The sequence below is a fragment of the Pseudomonas sp. stari2 genome (assembly GCF_040760005.1).
Taxonomy (GTDB): Bacteria; Pseudomonadota; Gammaproteobacteria; order Pseudomonadales; family Pseudomonadaceae; genus Aquipseudomonas.
The window spans coordinates 6,201,983-6,218,995 of record NZ_CP099760.1; the positions used below are offsets into that span (position 1 = coordinate 6,201,983).

The 17,013-nt window shown below is 60.4% G+C and carries 13 protein-coding genes; 5 read left to right on the top strand and 8 right to left on the bottom strand.

Translation table 11 applies throughout. From position 1 onward, the window contains the following. Positions 1-200: 200 nt before the first annotated feature. The 4 genes from NH234_RS28520 to argE form a co-directional block, all read right to left on the bottom strand. The gene (locus tag NH234_RS28520; RefSeq protein WP_367255120.1) at positions 201-1,553 is read right to left on the bottom strand and encodes an OprD family porin; all 1,353 of its coding nucleotides are present in this window, start codon (positions 1,551-1,553) and stop codon (positions 201-203) included. 416 nt (positions 1,554-1,969) lie between these two features. Next, a complete protein-coding gene (locus NH234_RS28525; RefSeq protein ID WP_367255122.1) occupies positions 1,970-3,298 on the bottom strand; it encodes an OprD family porin in 1,329 nt (442 codons plus the stop codon). Positions 3,299-3,851: 553 nt separating this feature from the next. Next, positions 3,852-5,150 carry an amino-acid N-acetyltransferase gene (gene argA, locus NH234_RS28530; RefSeq protein WP_064389470.1) on the bottom strand — a complete coding sequence of 433 codons (1,299 nt, stop codon included), beginning with the start codon at positions 5,148-5,150 and terminating at the stop codon, positions 3,852-3,854. Positions 5,151-5,285: 135 nt separating this feature from the next. After that, entirely contained in the window at positions 5,286-6,434 is a 1,149-nt protein-coding gene (gene argE, locus NH234_RS28535; RefSeq protein ID WP_085731491.1) for an acetylornithine deacetylase, read from the bottom strand. A 156-nt stretch (positions 6,435-6,590) separates the two neighbouring features. Between argE and NH234_RS28540 the strand changes: the two genes are divergently transcribed. Then, positions 6,591-7,961 carry an inorganic triphosphatase gene (locus tag NH234_RS28540; protein WP_367255125.1) on the top strand — a complete coding sequence of 457 codons (1,371 nt, stop codon included), beginning with the start codon at positions 6,591-6,593 and terminating at the stop codon, positions 7,959-7,961. Between the two features lie 39 nt (positions 7,962-8,000). Here the strand turns inward: NH234_RS28540 and NH234_RS28545 are convergent, their stop codons facing one another. Then, positions 8,001-8,471 (bottom strand): Lrp/AsnC family transcriptional regulator, encoded by a 471-nt coding sequence (locus tag NH234_RS28545; protein ID WP_085731489.1) that lies wholly within the window; start codon positions 8,469-8,471, stop codon positions 8,001-8,003. A 126-nt stretch (positions 8,472-8,597) separates the two neighbouring features. On the opposite strand from NH234_RS28545, the gene NH234_RS28550 reads away from it, so the two are divergent. The 3 genes from NH234_RS28550 to NH234_RS28560 all read left to right on the top strand — a co-directional run bounded on the left by NH234_RS28550 (position 8,598) and on the right by NH234_RS28560 (position 11,198). Next, positions 8,598-8,936 (top strand): hypothetical protein, encoded by a 339-nt coding sequence (locus tag NH234_RS28550; RefSeq protein WP_085731488.1) that lies wholly within the window; start codon positions 8,598-8,600, stop codon positions 8,934-8,936. Positions 8,937-9,026: 90 nt separating this feature from the next. Beyond that, positions 9,027-10,811: a GspE/PulE family protein gene (locus tag NH234_RS28555; RefSeq protein ID WP_367255127.1), complete on the top strand. Its 1,785-nt coding sequence runs from the start codon at positions 9,027-9,029 to the stop codon at positions 10,809-10,811. A gap of 69 nt (positions 10,812-10,880) precedes the next feature. Further along, a complete protein-coding gene (locus NH234_RS28560) occupies positions 10,881-11,198 on the top strand; it encodes a DUF2388 domain-containing protein (protein ID WP_007951791.1) in 318 nt (105 codons plus the stop codon). 54 nt (positions 11,199-11,252) lie between these two features. On the opposite strand, the gene gcvP is transcribed toward NH234_RS28560, so the two are convergent. Further along, positions 11,253-14,126, bottom strand: coding sequence for an aminomethyl-transferring glycine dehydrogenase (gcvP, locus tag NH234_RS28565; protein ID WP_367255129.1), 2,874 nt, complete (start codon positions 14,124-14,126; stop codon positions 11,253-11,255). A 156-nt stretch (positions 14,127-14,282) separates the two neighbouring features. Between gcvP and NH234_RS28570 the strand changes: the two genes are divergently transcribed. Next, complete coding sequence (locus NH234_RS28570; protein ID WP_085731485.1) at positions 14,283-15,425, top strand: DegT/DnrJ/EryC1/StrS aminotransferase family protein; 1,143 nt, start codon at positions 14,283-14,285, stop codon at positions 15,423-15,425. A 70-nt stretch (positions 15,426-15,495) separates the two neighbouring features. Here NH234_RS28570 and gcvH read toward each other — a convergent pair whose 3' ends face one another. Both gcvH and gcvT read right to left on the bottom strand, forming a co-directional pair. Next, positions 15,496-15,879, bottom strand: a complete 384-nt coding sequence (gene gcvH, locus NH234_RS28575; RefSeq protein ID WP_085731484.1) for a glycine cleavage system protein GcvH — start codon at positions 15,877-15,879, stop codon at positions 15,496-15,498. Positions 15,880-15,927: 48 nt separating this feature from the next. Beyond that, positions 15,928-17,010: a glycine cleavage system aminomethyltransferase GcvT gene (gcvT, locus tag NH234_RS28580; protein WP_367255131.1), complete on the bottom strand. Its 1,083-nt coding sequence runs from the start codon at positions 17,008-17,010 to the stop codon at positions 15,928-15,930. Between the last annotated feature and the right edge of the window lie 3 nt (positions 17,011-17,013).

The following is a 17,013-nucleotide window of genomic DNA, read 5'->3' on the forward strand; positions in this document are numbered from 1 at the left end:
ACGAATATTAAACTTCTGTTCACTGGACGCTCGCCGGCAACGCGCCGAACATCGGCCCCAAGGTTCGAGAAGGCCTTGAGTTGCTGTAAAGAGGGAAATGTCGGGAACGGTCTACGGGGGTGGGCCTGACCCGGAAACGCAAAAGCCCCGTCCGGCGCGATGCCGGACGGGGCTTTTTTACGTCGGTTGCTCGAGCGCTATTACAGCAGCGGGATCGAGTAGCTGACGATCAGGCGGTTTTCGTCCTGGTCACGCTGACCTGGAATGTCGTTGCGCCAGGTAGCGTTTTTCCACATCAGACCCAGGTTTTTCAGCGGGCCTTCTGGTACCACGTAACCAACAGTCAGGTCGCGTTCCCACTCGGAAGCACCGGTACCGTTCTCACGACGGTTGGAGCCTACGGTGTCGATGTCGTCACCGCGCAGGTAAACTACACCGGCAGTCAGGCCTGGCAGGCCGACTTTGGCGAAGTCATACGAGTAGCGAGCTTGCCAGGTTTTCTCGCCGGCACGACCGAACTTCTGGATCTGCATGTCGGTGATGGTGTAGTTCGACGAACCGTCGCCCTGGTTCAGCCAAGGGAAGTCGGAGCTGCCGTTGGAAACCTGGTAGCCGCCACCGAAAGTGTGACCCTCAACGGTGTACAGGAACAGGCCGCTGTACAGGTTGTTGTCGATCGGGCCTTTGCCGCTGACGTTGCCAACATAGTTGCCGTTGCCGAAGTAGGCCGCGGTGTTGTTGTTGGCGCCATCGTCGCTGCTGTGGAAGTAACGGAAGTCAGACTTCAGCACGCCCGGGCCGATTGCCCAGTTGTGAACCAGACCCAGGAAGTGTTGCTTGTAGAAGTCTTCCAGGTTGCCGTAGTAGTACTGGGCAGTCAGGTCTTTGGTGATCTTGTAGTCACCACCGGCGTAGTAGAACTTGTTGCTGTTGGCTACGCGAGCATTCGCACCGCCGATGGACAGGTTCTCGTTGTTGCTGGAGTTACGACCTTTCACAGCTTCGATTTGACCAGCGACCAAAGTCAGGTCCTTGATCTCGCCGGAAGTGATCTGACCGCCCTGCCAGGTTTGTGGCAGCAGACGACCGTCGTTGGTCACGATAACCGGGTTCTTCGGCTGCAGGGTGCCCAACTTCAGCTCGGTCTGGGAGATCTTGGCTTTGGCAGTCAGACCCAGACTGGAGAAGTTATCAACAGCTTCGCCGTTGGACTTGCTCGGGAACACAGTGCCACCGTAGGAAGTGGAGGTTGCACCGTTGGTGCCGCCGCCCGAATCCAGACGAACGCCCAGCAGGCCGATAGCATCAATACCGAAGCCTACGGTGCCTTGGGTGTAACCGGAGATGAAACGCAGATCGAAGCCTTGGCCCCATTCTTCGTTCTTGCTCTGCACGCCGGAGGCGGTTTTGGCAGCGCTGTCGCGGTTGTCAGTGTTGATGTAGAAGTTACGCAGCCCCAGGGTGGCCTTGCTGTCTTCGATGAAACCGGCGGCGCCTGCCTGCTGCGCCAAAACCCCTACGGCCACGGCCAGGGCCAAGGTGGACTTGTTCATGTTTCGCTCCTCTCGTTTCTATTTCTTTTGCTTTTTTTGCTGTCGGCTCCGGATCAATTGCCCGAAAACCTGGAACACCCATTGCTGCGGATCTCTTAGCCCCGTCAAAGCCGCGGAAGCATACCTCGTCATAATCTCGAAAAGAATTGTTCCACTCTTTTTAAGAACGTCGAGACATATACAAAGGCGTGACAGAATCGAGGTATCGGCTCGAACACCGATTCCTGAACCCTTCAGATTGTCGAGGGACAAATATGCCAAAACACCGCAGCGCATTCCGAACGTCGGACGGTCTACTCTAGACTGACGCCGGAAAACACAAAAAGAATAAAAAACACTCAATAAGTAACATTCAGGAATATGGAACAAAAGGCAAAAAAAACCTTGCCGAGCGGCAAGGTCTTTTTCAGCACTTTTTACAGGAAGCTATAGGTGTAGTTGAAGATCAGACGGGTCTGATCCTGATCGGCAATATTGATCTGGCTGCCACGATAAACACCATTGCGCAGTGTCACGCCGAAGCCTTTGAGTACGCCCTCTTGAACGGTGTAATCAATACGCATGTCTCGTTCCCACTCCGACATGTCGCTACCGGTACCGTTCGTTGCCTTGATGTTTTCGCCATGCAGATAAGCGATCGAGGCTTTGAGGCCCGGTACGCCCAGACCTGCGAAGTCATAGGAATACTGACCGAAGGTAGTGTTTTCACCGGCACGGACAAAACCGTTAACCATGGCGTCAGTGAACAAATAGAAACTGGTTCCACCGGCACCTTCAGGACGACCGTTGCCATCCACCACGTTGCCTTGGTTCAAGTAGACGAAACCACCGTCATCGTTGACGCGTTGATGGCCGAGCAAGAACGCGTTGCCACCCAAGGTGTATGTGAACATGGCGCTCCAGGTCTTGTTATCGACCTCGCCCGGGTTCTTGGCATAACCACCGTTGTTATTGAAGCGGTAGCCTGCTTCCCCGTTCTTGCCATCGGAGCTGCTGTCAAAATAGCGGATATCGGTCTTGAACGACTGGTTGGTGCCGATCGGAAGAACATGCACCAGGCCGAAGAAGTTCTGCTTGTAATAATCCTGCAGGTTGGAGTGGTAGTACTGCAGGGTCAGGTCTTTGGTGACCTTCCAGTCGGCGCCTGCATAGCGGAACTGATTGCTGTCCTGTGTACCACCAGCCACTGCGAGGCCAGTGCTGTTTGTCGAGGCACGACCCACTGCATGCTCGAGCTGACCGGCGTTGAAGGTGACGTTGTCGATTTCCTTGGAGGTGATCGCGCCACCCTCGAAGGTTTGAGGCAGCAGGCGACTATCGTTCGCGACCAGAATCGGCAAGTTAGGTTGCAGAGCACCACCCAAGTGAGCTTCGGTCTTGGACAGACGTGCCTTGACGTTACCCGCTATGCGGCTCCAGGAATGTGTTGCCGAACCGTCAGAATCACTCGGGGAGAACGTGTTGCTGTCCGGGTGGTGCCCACGTCCACCATCCAGGTGAATGCCGCTGATCGCCTGCACATCCAGACCAAACCCGACCGTGCCCTGAGTGAAACCGGAGAGGTAATCGAACTTGAAGCCCTGCGCGGTCTCTTTCTGATCGGCGCCGCCATCACGGTTATCGTTGTTGTAGTACATGGTGCGGGAGCTCAGGGAAGCCTTGCTGTCTTCGATGAAACCCGCGGCACCTGCCTGCTGCGCCAATACCCCAAAGGCCACAGCCACGGCCAAGGTGGACTTATTCATTGTCAAGCTCCTCTCGTTTCTAATTCTTGTTTTCCCGGCCCGGATCGACGCCCGAGTCCCAAGGTTAGCGATTAGCGCCAGAGCGTGACTCACAAGTCAATCGTAACCTTGTGTGTCTACGACCATAGTCTAATCTCCGGTTTTTTGGTCCATGCAGTTTCATGAGTTCGTCATGAATCCGAAAAGAATTGATGTCTTCTTTTCTAATACCCTTTAGGAATTTAAACCCCGTGTTTAAAGGCTCGAGTGTTCCCCACGCGAACGCGACGGTCAATTTCTGAAGAGTATTGAGTCACCCTGTCGAGAGTGATTTGTGCTGAAGCAATCCGGAAATATTTCCATCACAACAACAGCCAACCCGCGCAATATCCGGATCAATTGTTACAGTTTGTGTATCGGGATATTTTTTTCACGCACAACGCATCCGCCTTGCCGGATTGACCTGGCTCGATGCAGCAATTGTGTTCAGTGATGTTGAATCAGGAGGAGTACTGCAGAAAGCGGCTGAGTGGGGAGCTTGCGGCCTGCATCTGCTGCCCCACAGCCTGATGAGTCAAAGCGTCTTTTCGAAGATCTTCGAATTGCGCTGATAGTTATAGAGAGAAGCCCGCGCTGCCGGCAGGCGCTCGACGCTGCTCGGCTCGAACCCGCGCTCGCGGAACCAGTGGGCGGTACGAGTGGTGAGCACGAACAGCGTCTTCAGGCCCTGCGCCCGGGCACGGGTCTCGATGCGCTCAAGCAATTCATCACCGCGACCGCCATGGCGGTACTCAGGATTCACCGCCAGGCACGCCAGTTCACCGGCATCCGAATCGGCAATCTGATACAGCGCCGCACAGGCGATGATCATCCCTTCACGCTCGACCACGCTGAACTGCTCGATCTCGCGCTCCAGCACTTCGCGCGAACGACGCACGAGAATCCCCTGCTCTTCCAGCGGGCTGATCAGGTCGAGCAGGCCGCCGACGTCTTCAATCGCCGCCTCGCGCACCAGCTCGAATTGCTCCTGGGCCACCAGCGTACCGCCACCGTCACGGGTGAACAGCTCGGTGAGCAACGCGCCGTCCTCGGCATAACTGACGATATGGCTGCGCGCCACGCCGCCACGGCAGGCTTCGGCGGCGGCATCGAGCAATTCCGCCTGATAGTTGCTGCCCAGACGTTGCAAATGCGCCGGCACCTGTTGCGGGCGCAGTTCGCGCACCAGTTTGCCGTTTTCGTCGATCAGACCGAGGTCGGCACCGAACAGCAGCAGTTTGTCGGCACCCAGATCGATGGCGGCGCGGGTGGCGACGTCTTCACAGGCCAGGTTGAAGATTTCACCGGTCGGCGAGTAACCCAGCGGCGACAGCAGCACGATGGAGCGCTCGTCGAGCAGACGGTTGATACCTTTGCGGTCAACCCGGCGCACTTCGCCGGTGTGGTGATAGTCGACGCCTTCCAGCACGCCGATCGGCCGTGCCGTCACCAGGTTGCCGCTGGCCACCCGCAGACGCGAGCCCTGCATCGGTGACGAAGCCATATCCATCGACAGCCGCGCTTCGATGGCGATACGCAGCTGACCGACCGCATCGATCACGCACTCAAGCGTCGCGGCATCGGTGATGCGCATGCCGTGGTGGTAATGCGGGGTCAGGCCGCGCGCGGCGAGGCGGGTCTCGATCTGCGGGCGCGAGCCATGGACCAGCACCAGCCGCACGCCAAGACTGTGCAGCAGCACGATGTCATGGACGATGTTGCCGAAATTCGGATGCTCCACGCCGTCGCCGGGCAGCATGACGACGAAGGTGCAGTCGCGGTGGGCATTGATATAAGGAGACGCGTGACGAAGCCAATTGACGTATTCGGGCATGAACCTGGGCCTGTAATAAATAGCAGCCGGAAAAAGGGCGAAACGGAAAACGCACAGCGGGCTGATGGTTATCGTCGGAACAGGCTTGGCAACACGCGCGCTCTCCTCATGAATACGGGTTGGCAGGACGGCAATTTATACAGCTTTGAGACAGTAATGTTCGATCAACTGACGCAATAGATGCACGGTAGGCTGCAAACGTGACATTTCAAGGTACTCGTCCGGCTGGTGGGCGCAGGCGATGTCACCGGGGCCGAGCACAATGGTTTCGCAGCCAAGGCGCTGAAGATAAGGCGCTTCGGTGCCGAACGCTACTGCTTCGGCCGTGTGGCCGGTGAGTTTTTCGGCGATTCGCACCAGCTCGGCGTCTTCGGACTGCTCGAACGGCGGCACTTCGGGAAACAGCGGCGCGTAATCGATCTTCACCTGATGCCGTTCGGCGACCGGGTTGAGCTTACGCAGGATCTCGGCCCGCAGGACCTTCGGGTCCATACCCGGCAACGGCCGCAAATCGAACTCCAGCGAACACTGGCCACAGATGCGGTTGGGATTGTCGCCGCCATGGATACAACCGAAGTTCATGGTCGGCTGCGGCACACTGAACTGCGGGTTGTTGAATTCGCGCTGCCACAGCAGGCGCAGCCCGCGCAGCTCGCCAATGGCGTCATGCATCGCCTCGAGGGCGCTGTGCCCCAGACGCGGATCCGACGAATGGCCGCTCTGCCCGAGGATATCGATGCGCTCCATCATGATGCCCTTGTGCATGCGGATCGGCTTGAGCCCGGTCGGCTCGCCGATCACCGCCGCCCGGCCCAGCGGCTGCCCCGCTTCGGCCAGCGCCCGGGCACCGGACATCGAGCTTTCTTCATCGCAGGTGGCGAGGATCAGCAGTGGCTGCTTGAATGGCTGATCGAGCAACGGTTGCACGGCTTCGATGATCAGGGCGAAAAAGCCCTTCATGTCGCAACTGCCGAGGCCGACCCAGCGGCCGTCGACTTCGGTGAGTTTCAGCGGATCGGTTTTCCACAGCGCATCGTCGTAAGGCACCGTGTCGCTGTGCCCGGCCAGCACCAGCCCGCCGGGGCCGCTGCCGAAACTGGCGAGCAGGTTGAACTTGCCGGGGCTGACCTGCTGGATGTCGCAACTGAAGCCCAGATCTCCCAGCCATCCGGCGAGCAGATCGATCACCGCCCGGTTGGATTGATCCAGGTTCGGTTGGGTGCAACTGACCGACGGCACGGCGATCAGTGCAGCGAACTGGTCTTGCATGGATGGCAAAGGCATCGCTGACTCCAACTCCCGGATTGAAGTCCATCATAGAACCATCCGGCGCCGAGAATAAACCGCCGCAAAGCGTAGGAAGGTTCAGTCCTGTACACTGCACGACCTTGGCAGCCACACATTCCCCCGGCTGCGCTCCCGATCCTGGATTTTCCGGCCATGCAGAAAGAAACCGAAATCAAACTCCGCGTCAGCCGCGAAACCCTCGCCGCCCTGCGCGAGCACCCTCTCCTGAAAAAACGCAACAAAAGTGGCTGGGAACGCCGTGAGTTGATGAATCAGTATTTCGACACGCCCGAGCGTGACTTGGCCCGGGCCAAGGTTGCCCTGCGCCTGCGCAAGGACGGCGAAGAGGTGATTCAGACCCTCAAGACCCGTGGCCAGAGCGTCGCCGGTCTGTCCGAGCGTAACGAATACGATTGGCACCTGCCCAAAGCCAAGCTCGACGTGAAGAAACTCGACGGCGAATGCTGGCCCGAGTCCCTCGCCGAGCTGGACAAGAAAACCCTGAAACCGATCTTCACCACCGATTTCGTCCGCGAGCGCGCCGAAATCGCCTGGGGCCGTGGCAAGACCAAAGTGGTCATCGAAGCCGCGCTGGACCTGGGCCATGTGGTGGTCGGCAAACAGAAAGAAGAAATCTGCGAGCTGGAACTGGAACTGCGCGAAGGCGAGCCTGCCGCGCTGCTGGAACTGGCTGCCGAACTGGCCGAAACCCTGGCCCTGATGCCGTGCGACATCAGCAAGGCCGAGCGCGGCTATCGCCTGTACGACGCCAACAGCTACTCGCTGAGCCTGCCGGCGCCGGCCATCACTGCTGAAACCCCGCTGGATGACGCCTTCGCCGCCCTGAGCTGGCACTTGCTCGGCAGCAGCCAGCGTCTGGCCGAACAGTATCGTTTCAACGGTCACTGGCGCCTGCTGCAGGACTGGGTCGAGAGCCTCGCGGAAATGCGCGCCCTGCTGAGCAGCCTCGGCCAGGCCGCGCCGCGTCAATCGACCCACGATCTGCGTGTGGCACTGGATGCATTGCTGGAAGACTGGCGCCCGCTGGTACAGGTCGGCCTTGAAGACGAAGACGTGCGCAAAGCCGCGCCAGAGCAGTTCCTCGAGGAACTGGAAGACCCGCGCTGGGGCCTGTTCTCGCTGAACACCTCGCGCTGGTTGCTGGCCCGCACCTGGGCTGCCGACCGCAACACCCGTGGCAATCGCCAGGGTGCCGCGCAATTGCAAAGCTGGCTGCCGCGCCTGCTGGGCGAAGAAGCCACTTCGCTGCAATTGCAGCGTTATCAGCAGCAACCGGAAGATCTGGCCGAGCAACTGCCACGCATCGAGCGCATCCAGGTCTGGCTGCACCACGCGCGCAACGTGCTGGACATCCCGGAAATGGATCGTCTGTACGGCGAGCTGAACAAACTGGCGCAACTGGCCAACGAGCCGACCATCACGGATGAACTGCTCGATGCACGCAAGCATCAGGCGATTGCGGTTTACCAGAACCGCGCCTGGAAAATGCTGCTGCGCATGTAATCCCCGGATGATGATCGTTCCCGCGCGAGGGAACGATCATCAGCGCAATACCGGCAGGCTCGTCGTCGACTTGATCTCCGACAGCGCCACAATCGAGTTCACTTCCTGAATCCCCGGCACCAGCGACAGCTTCTCGAAGAAGAATCGCTCATACGCCTCGATATCCGCCGCGACGATCCGCAGCAGGAAATCCACCGCCCCCATCAGCACATAACACTCCAGCACTTCGGGAAAGCCGCGAATCGCCTCGGTGAATTCGGTGAAGTTCGAACGACCGTGGGCGTTGAGTTTGATTTCGGCGAAGATCTGCGTGTTCAGGCCGATTTTCTTGCGATCGAGCAAAGTCACCTGGCCGCGAATGATCCCCTCCTCCTTCATCCGCTGAATCCGCCGCCAGCACGGCGACTGCGACAGGCCCACCTGTTCGGCAATCTGTGCGCTGGACAGGGAAGCGTCCTCTTGAAGCAGGGCGAGGATACGCCGGTCATAGCCGTCCAGTTCGCTGTGCATAAATAATCCTCAAAATCAGCCAATACCGAATTGACCAACCCCATCAACCGGCCAATCGGCTCATCTTAGACAAGAAATGCCCGGCATCGAATGTAAAAATTTCTCCATTGATTCCGGAGACCTGCCATGCCACACCTCGAAGCCGTCAACACTCCAGCGCCCCGTGCCGATGTGTGGAACGTCAGCAACGCTCATTGCCTTGCGAAGTACCAGATACTGGCCGAGGCCGAACCGGATTTGCTGGTGCGTGTGCTGAACCTGTTCGCCTTGCAGTTCCTCACCCCGGAACAGGTCAATGTCCAGCGTCTGGACGATCTGCTCTCGATCGACATCGTCATGGGTGGCCTGAGCTGGCACCGCGCCCGGGTGATCGCGGAAAAACTTCGTAACCTGATCAGCGTCTGTTCGGTGAATCTGCAGAACCCCGATGCGGCGTGGGATGCGCCGGCTCAGGCGGCTGGCTGACAAAAGCGGAAACGCCTTTGTCGGGTAGTGGCCCAACGGTCGGCGGGGCCACGACTATCCTTTGCGGACTGTCGTTCAAAAGGAGCCCGCATGTCCGTTCAACTCGCCACTCAGGACCGCTGGCTGGATCTCAATGATGTATTGCGTGAACTGGTCGCCCAAGGCTTCATCAGCCAGGACTCGGCCGAACACGCGCTGAATGCCCGCCGTCGGCAGGCGACCCACGGTCAGATACATCCGCTGGAATTCATCGCCGGCCAGCAACTGGACGACCTCAGCCGTCCGGGCAAACACCTGGATCTGGAAAGCCTGACCTTGTGGCTGGCGCAGCAGGCCGGCCAGCCGTACCTACGGATCGATCCGTTGAAGATCAACGTCGCCGCCGTGACGCCGCTGATGTCCTATGCCTTTGCCCAGCGCCACAAGATTCTCGCGGTGTCGGTTGATCGCGATGCAGTGACCGTGGCCAGCGCCCAGCCTTACGTCAGAGGCTGGGAAGCCGATCTGACCCACGTGCTGAAACTGCCGGTCAAACGGGTGGTGGCCAACCCGGCGGACATCCAGCGCTTCAGCGTCGAGTTCTTTCGCCTCGCCAAATCGGTCAGCGGCGCCAGCAACGCCGACCAGCAGGGCAGCAACCTCGGCAACTTCGAACAACTGCTCAACCTCGGCGCCAGCGATCAGGAGCCGGACGCCAACGACGCACACATCGTCAATATCGTCGACTGGCTGTTCCAGTACGCCTTCCAGCAGCGGGCCAGCGATATCCACATCGAGCCACGGCGCGAGCAAGGCTCGGTGCGTTTTCGCATCGACGGCGTGTTACACAACGTCTATCAGTTCCCGCCGCAGGTGACGATGGCCATCGTCAGTCGCCTGAAAAGCCTTGGGCGTATGAACGTCGCCGAGAAGCGCAAACCGCAGGACGGTCGGGTCAAGACCAAGACCCCGGACGGCGGCGAGGTCGAGTTGCGCCTGTCGACCCTGCCCACCGCGTTCGGCGAAAAAATGGTGATGCGGATCTTCGACCCGGAAGTGCTGCTCAAGGATTTCGACCAGCTGGGTTTTTCCGCCGATGACCTGCGGCGCTGGCAGGACATGACCCGCCAGCCCAACGGCATCATTCTGGTGACTGGCCCGACCGGCTCCGGCAAGACCACCACGCTCTACACCACCCTGAAAAAACTGGCGACCCCGGAAATCAACCTCTGCACCATCGAGGACCCGATCGAGATGGTCGAGCCGGCCTTCAACCAGATGCAGGTGCAGCACAACATCGACCTGACCTTCGCCGCCGGGGTGCGGGCGCTGATGCGGCAGGATCCGGACATCATCATGATCGGCGAGATCCGCGATCTGGAAACCGCCGAAATGGCGATCCAGGCCGCATTGACCGGGCACCTGGTGCTCTCGACCCTGCACACCAACGACGCGCCGAGCGCCATCAGCCGTCTGCTGGAACTCGGCGTGCCGCATTACCTGATCAAGGCCACGGTGCTCGGGGTCATGGCCCAGCGTCTGGTGCGCACACTGTGTCCGCACTGCAAGGCACCGCTACCTGTCGCCGAGGAGGACTGGCAAACCCTGACCCGGCCGTGGCAGGCGCCGCTGCCGGGCAACGCGCAACGGGCCATCGGCTGCCTGGAATGCCGCGACACCGGTTATCACGGTCGCGCCGGGGTCTACGAAATCATGCAACTGACCGACAGCCTCAAGGCGTTGATCAGCCCGGATACCGATCTGACGGCGCTCCGCCGCCAGGCCTTCAAGGAAGGCATGCGCAGTCTGCGGCTGTCCGGAGCGCAGAAGGTCGCGGCGGGGCTGACGACCATCGAAGAGGTGCTGCGGGTGACGCCGCAGAGTGAGCAGAAATAGCCCTTCACGGAACCGGATCGACGAAATGACGATCCAAGCCGTTATTCAACACCAGTGGAGTCATCCCTCATGCGTCTCAAACTTGCTGTCGCCACCCTCGCCCTGCTGTCTCTGCCCGTCGGTTCGGCAATGGCTGACAGCTTTTGGCGTAACGTCATTTCGTCCGGCGCCACCACCGGCTCGACGTACCTGACCTTCAAGGATCACAAGCTGATCGTCGCCGCACAGGACGACGCCGGCAGTTTCGTTGCCAGTGATGGCGGCATCCGTGGCCCGTATCTGGAAGCCGCCATGCAGAAAGTCCGCGCCGACAACCCGGGCCTGCAGGCGACGGACATGGAACTGGCGAACGCGATCCTGGCGAAGAACGCCGTGGCCTCGGAATAAATCTGTCGCCCACAAAAATGCCGCTCATTTGAGCGGCATTTTTTTGTCCGCCAATCAGCGGTAGTCGTCCACCGGCACGCAGGCGCAGAACAGATTTCGGTCACCATAGACGTTGTCCACCCGGTTCACCGCCGGCCAGTACTTGTGCGCCTTGGTGTGCGCATCCGGGGTAATGCCCTGCTCGATGCTGTAGGGCCGCTCCCAGACGCCAGTGACATCGGCCAGCGTATGCGGCGCCCGCTTGAGCGGATTGTCCTCGGCCGGCCAGTTGCCGTTTTGCACTTCGGTGATTTCCGCGCGGATACTCAACATCGCTCCGATGAAGCGGTCCAGCTCAGCCTTGGACTCACTTTCGGTCGGCTCGACCATCAAGGTGCCCGGCACCGGGAACGACATGGTCGGCGCATGGAAGCCGTAATCCATCAGGCGCTTGGCGATGTCTTCCTCGCTGATGCCGGTCTGCGCTTTCAGCGGCCGCAGATCCAGAATGCACTCGTGGGCGACCCTATCATTGCGCCCGGTGTAGAGCACCGGAAAGGCGCCGGACAGATGCTGCGCCAGGTAATTCGCCGTCAGGATCGCCACTTCGCTGGCGTCCGCCAGTTGCGGCCCCATCATGGCGATGTACATCCAGCTGATCGGCAAAATGCTCGCACTGCCCCAGGGCGCTGCACTCACTGCGCCGTTCTGCGGCTGCGGCCCGTCGATCGGCACCACCGGGTGATTGGCGACGAACGGCGCAAGATGCGCGCGAATACCGATCGGGCCCATGCCCGGCCCGCCTCCGCCGTGGGGGATGCAGAAGGTCTTGTGCAGGTTCATATGCGACACATCGGCGCCAATGTCCGCCGGCCGCGCCAGCCCGACCTGGGCATTGAGGTTGGCGCCGTCCATGTACACCTGGCCGCCGTGCTTGTGGATAACTTCGCAGATTTCGCTGATGCCCTCCTCGTACACGCCGTGGGTCGATGGATACGTCGCCATCAGGCATGACAACCTGTCCCCGGCCTCAGCAGCCTTGGTCTTCAAATCCTCCAGATCGACGTTGCCCGCCTCGTCGCACTCGACGATCACCACCCGCATCCCGGCCATCTGCGCCGAGGCCGGGTTGGTGCCGTGGGCAGACGACGGAATCAGGCAGATGTCGCGACCGCCCTGCTGGCGGCTTTCGTGATATTTGCGGATCGCCAGCAACCCGGCGTACTCCCCCTGAGCGCCGGAGTTGGGCTGCATGCAGATCGCGTCGAAACCGGTAATCGCACACAACCAGCGCTCCAGCTCTTCGATCATCAGTGTGTAACCGACGGCCTGCTCCCGAGGCACAAACGGATGCAGGTTGGCGAACTGCGGCCAGGTGATCGGGATCATCTCGCTGGTGGCGTTGAGTTTCATGGTGCAGGAGCCGAGTGGGATCATCGACTGGTTGAGCGCCAGATCCTTGTTCTCCAGTTGCTTGAGGTAGCGCAGCATCTCGGTTTCGCTGTGATGGGCGTTGAACACCGGATGGCGCAGGTAAGGCGAGTTGCGTTGCAGATTGTCGGGAATCCCGGACACCAACGCTTCGGCGTCGAGTTCCTCGACGTTGAGCCCATGATCGACACCCAACAGCACATCGAACAGTTTGCCGACGGTGCTCTCGTCACAGGTTTCATCAAGACTCAGGCCCAAGTGGCCGCGACCGAGAATCCGCAGATTGATCTGCGCTGCCTGAGCGCTTTCGATGATCGCGGTCTGCGCGCCGCCGACGTCCAGAGTCAGCGTGTCGAAAAACTGCTTATTGATGCGTTTGATGCCATGTCGCTCGAGGCCAGCAGCGAGGATGCAGGTCAGCCGATGGACTCGCTGGGCAATACGCTTGAGGCCTTCCGGCCCGTGGTACACCGCGTAGCAACTGGCGATGTTGGCCAGCAGCACCTGAGCGGTACAGATGTTCGAATTGGCTTTCTCCCGGCGAATATGCTGCTCGCGGGTCTGCAGGGCCATGCGCAGCGCTACGTTGCCGCACGCGTCTTTCGACACGCCGATGATCCGCCCGGGAATCGCCCGTTTGTATTCCTCGCGACTGGCGAAAAACGCCGCATGCGGCCCGCCGTACCCCATCGGCACGCCGAAACGCTGGGATGAGCCGAACACCACATCGGCGCCCAGTTCGCCCGGCGGGGTCAGCAACAACAGACTCAGCAGATCTGCCGCGACACAGGCCAGTGCCTGTTGCGCATGCAAGTGATCGATCAACGGACGCAGATCGCGGACCTCGCCGTGGGTGTCGGGGTATTGCAACAGCGCACCGAATACCTGGTGCTGCTTCAAGTTATCCACAGTGTCGACGATCAGCTCGAAACCGAAGCCTTCGGCGCGGGTCTGCACCACGGAAATGGTTTGCGGGTGACAGTTTTCATCGACGAAAAACAGATTGCTCTTCGACTTCGCCACGCGCTTGGCCAGCGCCATGGCCTCGGCGGCCGCCGTGGCTTCATCGAGCAGCGAAGCGTTGGCCAGTTCCAGGCCTGTCAGGTCGATGGTCAGTTGCTGGAAGTTGAGCAACGCTTCGAGCCGGCCCTGGGCGATTTCCGGTTGATACGGCGTGTAGGCGGTGTACCAGCCGGGATTTTCCAGCACGTTGCGCAAAATGACGGTCGGCGTGACGGTACCGTGGTAACCCATGCCGATCAGGCTGGTCCAGACCTGATTCTGTTCGGCGTACCCGCGCAGTTTCGCCAGTGCCGCCTGCTCGTCCAGCGCGGGCGGCAGGTCCAGTTCACGGTTGAGGCGGATGGCGGGCGGCACGGTCTGCTCGATCAGTTCGATCCGGCTGCCCAGGCCCAGGCTGTCGAGCATCGCCTGCTGCTCGGCGGCGTCGGGGCCGAGGTGACGGCGCAGGAAGGCATGGGGGTCGCGTAACTGGCTCAGGGACGGCAACTGGGACATGACGGGCTCTCTCTTGGCTGGCGCTCGGCGTCAATGCAACACGGTCAAACCAGCATAGCAGTCGATACCGTCGCGGACGGCTTGGCGGCGGGTGGCCGAACGCGGCATGCTGTGGCACCTGTAACACGCGCCCAACCCTCGGATGATCGAATCCTCATGAGCCAACTGCCGTTTCTGCCGTTTTCCAAACCTGTCATCGATGAAGCCACCATTGCCGCCGTCGGCGATGTCCTGCGTTCCGGCTGGATCACCAGCGGGCCGAAGGTCCAGGCCTTCGAGGCGCAACTGTCGGAGTATTTCGGCGGGCGTCCGGTACGAACCTTCAACTCCGGCACCTGCACCATGGAGATTGCCCTGCGCATTGCCGGCATCGGACCGGGTGATGAAGTGATCACCACGCCAATCTCCTGGGTAGCCACGGCCAACGTGATTCTTGAAGTGGGCGCCACCCCGGTGTTCGCCGACATCGACCCGGTCACCCGCAACATCGACCTGGATCGACTGGAAGCGGCCATCACACCGCGCACCAAAGCTGTCATCCCGGTCTACCTCGCCGGGCTGCCGGTGGACATGGAGCGCCTGTACGCCATCGCCAAAAAGCACAACCTGCGCATCATCGAAGACGCCGCCCAGGCCCTGGGTTCGAGCTGGAACGGCCAGCGCATCGGCGCCACCGGCGACTTCGTATCGTTCAGCTTCCAGGCCAACAAGAACGTGACCTGCTCCGAGGGTGGTTGCCTGGTGCTGAACACGCCTGAGGAAGCACGTCTGGCGGAGAAATATCGCCTGCAAGGCGTCACCCGGACCGGCTTCGACGGTCTGGATGTCGATGTACTGGGCGGCAAATTCAACATGACCGACGTCGCAGCGACCATCGGCCTCGGCCAGTTTGCCCACATCGAAACCCTGACCGCCCATCGTCAGGAACTGGCTCGCCACTACTTCGAATGCTTTGGCGACGACTTCGAAGCCACGTACGGCGCGCAACTGCCGCCAGCCGACTTCACCAACAGCAACTGGCACCTGTTCCAACTGGTATTGCCGGAGCGCAAGGACGGCTTGCCGGCGCGGTCCACGTTCATGGAGCAGATGCAGGAATTGGGCATCGGCATCGGTTATCACTACCCGCCGATCCATTTGCTTAGCCTGTACCGCGAGCGCGGTTTCAAGGAAGGGATGTTGCCGGTGGCCGAGCGCGTCGGGCGGCTGATTGTGTCGTTGCCGATGTTCACCACCATGACCAAGGCTGATGTCGAGCGCTCGGTGGCGGCGGTCAAAGCGGTGCTGGGCAACGCCTGAGCCGCGCAATAGAAAACTGCGGCCACAAAAAAGCCCCGACGGATCGGGGCTTTGCGGTGTTGCGTGAAGCTTATTCGCCGATGGCGGCCTTGTAGGCGGCAGCGTCGAGCAGCTTGTCCAGCTCGGCCTTGTCGCTTGGCTTGAGCTTGAAGATCCACGCGGCGTACGGATCGTTGTTCAGTTCTTCCGGCGCGCTGGCCAGTTCTTCGTTGACGGCGATCACTTCACCGCCGACCGGGGCGTAGATGTCGGAAGCGGCCTTCACCGACTCGACAACACCTGCCGCATCACCGGCAGCAAACACCTTGCCGACTTCGGCCAGTTCAACGAACACCACATCACCCAGCGCTTCTTGCGCGTGATCGCTGATGCCCACAGTGACAGTGCCATCGGCTTCCAGGCGCGCCCATTCATGACTTTCGGCAAAACGCAGGTCGGCGGGGATATTACTCATGCTCGGTGTCCTCAAGAAATTGTCAGCGGTCGTGCCCGCCGGAAAAGGTTAGATCAAGGTTTTGCCGTGACGGACGAAGGTCGGTTTGACCACTCGTACCGGATACCACTTGCCACGGATTTCCACTTCGGCGCGGTCGGCAGTCGCCATCGGTACACGCGCCAGGGCAATCGACTTGCTAAGCGTAGGAGAGAAACTACCACTGGTGATCTCTCCTTCGCCAACATCAGCGATACGAACCACCTGATGCGCACGCAAAACCCCGCGTTCCTCGAGCACCAGACCCACCAGTTTGTGCTGCACGCCGGCGGCTTTTTCCGCTTCCAGCGCATCGCGACCGATGAAACGGCGCGTGGCCGGCTCCCAGGCGATACTCCAGGCCATGTTCGAGGCCAGTGGCGAAACGTCCTGATGGATGTCCTGACCGTACAGGTTCATCCCGGCTTCCACTCGCAAGGTGTCGCGGGCACCAAGGCCAATGGGAGAAATGCCGGCGCCTACGAGATCGTTGAAAAATCCGGGGGATTGATCGGCCGGCAGGGCGATTTCCAGTCCGTCTTCACCGGTGTAGCCGGTGCGCGCAATGAACCAGTCGCCATCAACCTGGCCTTCGAAAGGCTTGAGCATCTGGATCAGATTGGCGCGGGACTGGGTCACCAGTTCGGCAATCTTGTGCCGGGCATGGGGGCCTTGAATAGCGAGCATCGCCAGATCCGTACGCTCATGCAGTTGCACGTCGTAGCCGGTGAGATGAGCCTGCAACCACGCCAGATCCTGATCGCGGGTCGAGGCGTTGACCACCAGTCGGTAACCGGCCTCAAGACGATAGACGATCATGTCGTCGACGATGCCACCGCGCTCGTTGAGCATGGTGCTGTACAACGCACGGCCGGGGCTGTGCAGGCGTTCGACGTCATTGGCCAGCAAATGCTGGAGCCAGGCCTTGGCCTGATGGCCGGCGACATCGATCACGGTCATGTGGGATACATCGAACACCCCGCAATCGCGACGCACCTCGTGGTGCTCCTCGACCTGCGAGCCGTAATGCAGTGGCATGTCCCAACCGCCAAAATCGACCATCTTCGCGCCGAGGGCGAGATGCAGGTCATACAGAGGCGTACGCTGTCCCATGGG